Below are 2,997 nucleotides of genomic sequence, written 5' to 3'. Positions count from 1 at the left end.
TTGGCTACTAACGAAATCACTAGCAACACAATAAAAATAAAGAAAATAATTTTCGCGATGCCTGCTGCTGCACCTGCAATACCGGTAAAACCAAATAGACCCGCTATAACGGCTATAACTAAAAACATTAATGTCCAGCCCAACATAAAAACCTCCTTGGTGTACGGTTTACATTGTGATGTACGTTGAATTTACGCTGACGATTGATACAAATATCTTATCTCTATCGTAAAAACGAACGATTCACACCACGACTATGTATTAGTTAAAGCCAACATCGTGCCAACTTTAACAAAACGTTATAAGACCATGATTTTTAGATATTTTAAATTTAAGGTAAGAAAATCAGTAATGAGGAAGCCATAGACCAGCAGGCAATTTTTACCGATGATACGGTAAGAGTTTCAGGTTACCACGCCACCGGAGTGAAATATCGATAAGTAAACAAAAATGCATCTAGTGGCTGTAATGGATTACCCTTTATGAGGCAACTTAAGTGAAATTAAAGCAGCAAGAGCTATAAAGCCACTGGATATCCATAAGCAGGCTTCTAAACCATAAGCTTGATACACCCAACCAGACAGTACCGTACCGATTAACCTTCCCATGGCATTGGCCATATAGTAAAAGCCCACATCCAGTGACACACCATCACTGCCGGCATAGCTAACAATTAAGTAGCTATGCAATGACGAGTTAATCGCAAACACCGCGCCAAACACTAATAAGCCGATGACGACACTTTCCAGCACATAAAAATCTGCATGTAACGCCACTGCAATCGCGACGGGAATGAGTAGTAAGTAAGTTGCCCATGCAAATGCTGCTCGGCCGCTGGGTACTTTTCCTTGTCGTTTACCGGTGAAATAAGGTGCAACGGATTGCACCACACCATAACCAATCACCCAACAGGCCATAAAGCTGCCAACCCACCAATGATCCCAACCAAAGGTTGTGGCTAAAAATACCGGTAGTGCCACCACAAACCATACATCCCTAGCGCCAAATAAAAACATCCGCGCTGCCGAAAGGATGTTAATCGACTGACTTTTAGAAAAAATATCTTTGAATTTAGGTTTGTTTTTAGCTTTGCCCAAATCATCTTTTAAGGCCACTAAACTACATAACCATACAATGCCTAATAGTGAAGCCATTAAGATAATGGCGCCTCTAAATCCTAAGCTTGTGAGCAATACGCCGCCTAAAAAGAAACCAATCCCTTTTAAGGCATTTTTTGAGCCCGTTAACAACGCCACCCATTGATAAAGTTTGCCTTCAGCATCTGCTGGCACTAGGGTTTTAATGGCACTTTTGGCACTCATTTTATTTAAATCTTTGGCGATACCCGATAAGGCCTGCGCCGCCATAACATAAACGACAGTCAACATTTCTGTGGATACGGTAAGCATAGCTAACGCCACTATTTGCAGGCCTAGGCCAATGTTCATGGTGTTATTTAGGCCAAGCCTTGCTCCTAACCAACCACCAACAAGATTAGTCACTACGCCAAAAATCTCATAAAACAAAAACAACATTGCAATATTTAACGGGCTGTAACCCAATTGATGGAAATACAACACCACCAGCATACGCAAAGCGCCATCGGTTAACGTAAATGCCCAGTAATTACCAGTGATCAGTAAATACTGCTTTATCGATGGTGATAAGGAACGCAATGAATCCAGCCCCATGAAGCTTATTCCTTATCTGCTAAGCCGACTTTGCGGGCGAGCTCAGCGGTACGATTGGCATATCCCCACTCATTGTCGTACCACACATACAATTTAACTTGGGTGTCATTCACCACCATGGTCGACAATGCATCGATAATGCTTGAACGCGGGTCGGTTTTATAATCTACCGACACTAATGGTCGTTCTTCATAACCCATAATGCCCTGCAGTTCTGTATCAGCAGCTTGCTTCAATAACTGGTTTACTTCTTCTGCAGTCGTTCCACGAGCCACTTCAAATACACAATCGGTGAGTGACGCATTGGCTAACGGCACACGTATCGCATGACCATTTAACTTGCCTTTTAACTCAGGGAATATATGAGTAATCGCGGTAGCAGAACCAGTAGTAGTTGGTATCAAACTAATGCCACACGCACGGGCGCGACGTAAGTCTTGATGCGGTGCATCTAAAATAGTTTGAGTATTGGTAATGTCATGAATCGTGGTCATTGAGCCATGCTTAATGCCAATGTTCTCATGGATAACTTTTACTACAGGCGCTAAGCAGTTGGTGGTACAAGAAGCTGCGGTCACGATTGGGTGAATGGCTTTGTCGTATAAATCATCGTTTACACCCATCACAATATTAAGCACGCCGTCTTCTTTAACTGGTGCGGTTACCACAACCCGTTTTACACCTTGATCTAAGTAAGCTTGTAGCAAGGCTTTGGTTTTTATCTTGCCTGAGGCTTCAATCACCACATCGCATTTTGACCAATCGGTGTCTTGGGTAGCGACATTACGGCTGCAAGGAATGGCTTTGCCGTTAATAACAATAGCATCACCGTCATGTGTTGCCTCGTGGTGCCAGCGGCCATGGACTGAATCAAAGGTCATTAAATGTGCCAGCGTGGCGGCATCGCCAGCAGGATCGTTAATATGTACAATTTCAACATCGTCCCAATCATACGCCGCGCGCATGGATAAACGTCCCATACGGCCAAAACCGTTAATGCCTATTTTTATCGTCATAATGGTGTCCTAAGCTTTGCTTCATGTTAAGTCTTGGTTGTAAGGATTGATTATTAGTATCAAGTATTCGGTTAAACGGTTAGTCATTTAAAGCGGTAAAATATTAGCGCTGCAATAAATTTAAAGTGCGGTCACATTAGTGATTAAACCAATGTTGAGTTCGATTAATAATGGCTACTAGCGATAACATCACCGGCACTTCAACTAATACCCCAACCACTGTAGCCAACGCGGCTCCTGAGTGTAGCCCAAATAGCGATATCGCCACGGCTACTGCCAGTTCAAAAAAG

General features: G+C 42.9%; 3 protein-coding genes and 1 pseudogene. All 4 read right to left on the bottom strand.

The window, feature by feature from the left end; all coding sequences use genetic code 11:
• Positions 1 to 146, bottom strand: a 146-nt coding sequence (locus tag CXF78_RS18635) for a DUF1328 family protein (protein ID WP_102037596.1), incomplete at its 3' end; no start/stop codon positions are given.
• Positions 147 to 473: 327 nt separating this feature from the next.
• On the bottom strand, positions 474 to 1,691 hold the full coding sequence (gene arsJ / locus CXF78_RS18630) for an organoarsenical effux MFS transporter ArsJ (protein ID WP_102037595.1): 1,218 nt from the start codon (positions 1,689 to 1,691) through the stop codon (positions 474 to 476).
• 5 nt (positions 1,692 to 1,696) lie between these two features.
• Positions 1,697 to 2,707: an ArsJ-associated glyceraldehyde-3-phosphate dehydrogenase gene (locus CXF78_RS18625; RefSeq protein ID WP_102037594.1), complete on the bottom strand. Its 1,011-nt coding sequence runs from the start codon at positions 2,705 to 2,707 to the stop codon at positions 1,697 to 1,699.
• A gap of 136 nt (positions 2,708 to 2,843) precedes the next feature.
• Positions 2,844 to 2,997: pseudogene (locus tag CXF78_RS18620) on the bottom strand (arsenical-resistance protein); the annotation flags it as partial.

It is taken from the genome of Shewanella sp. 11B5 (assembly GCF_002836795.1).
Taxonomy (GTDB): domain Bacteria; phylum Pseudomonadota; class Gammaproteobacteria; order Enterobacterales; family Shewanellaceae; genus Shewanella; species Shewanella frigidimarina.
This window is presented reverse-complemented; position numbering and strand designations above follow the sequence as displayed.

Excerpts from the sequence above, each read along its gene's own strand:
- arsJ (WP_102037595.1), bottom strand. The coding sequence starts at position 1,691 with ATGGGGCTGGATTCATTGCGTTCCTTATCACCATCGATAAAGCAGTAT.
- CXF78_RS18625 (WP_102037594.1), bottom strand. The coding sequence starts at position 2,707 with ATGACGATAAAAATAGGCATTAACGGTTTTGGCCGTATGGGACGTTTA.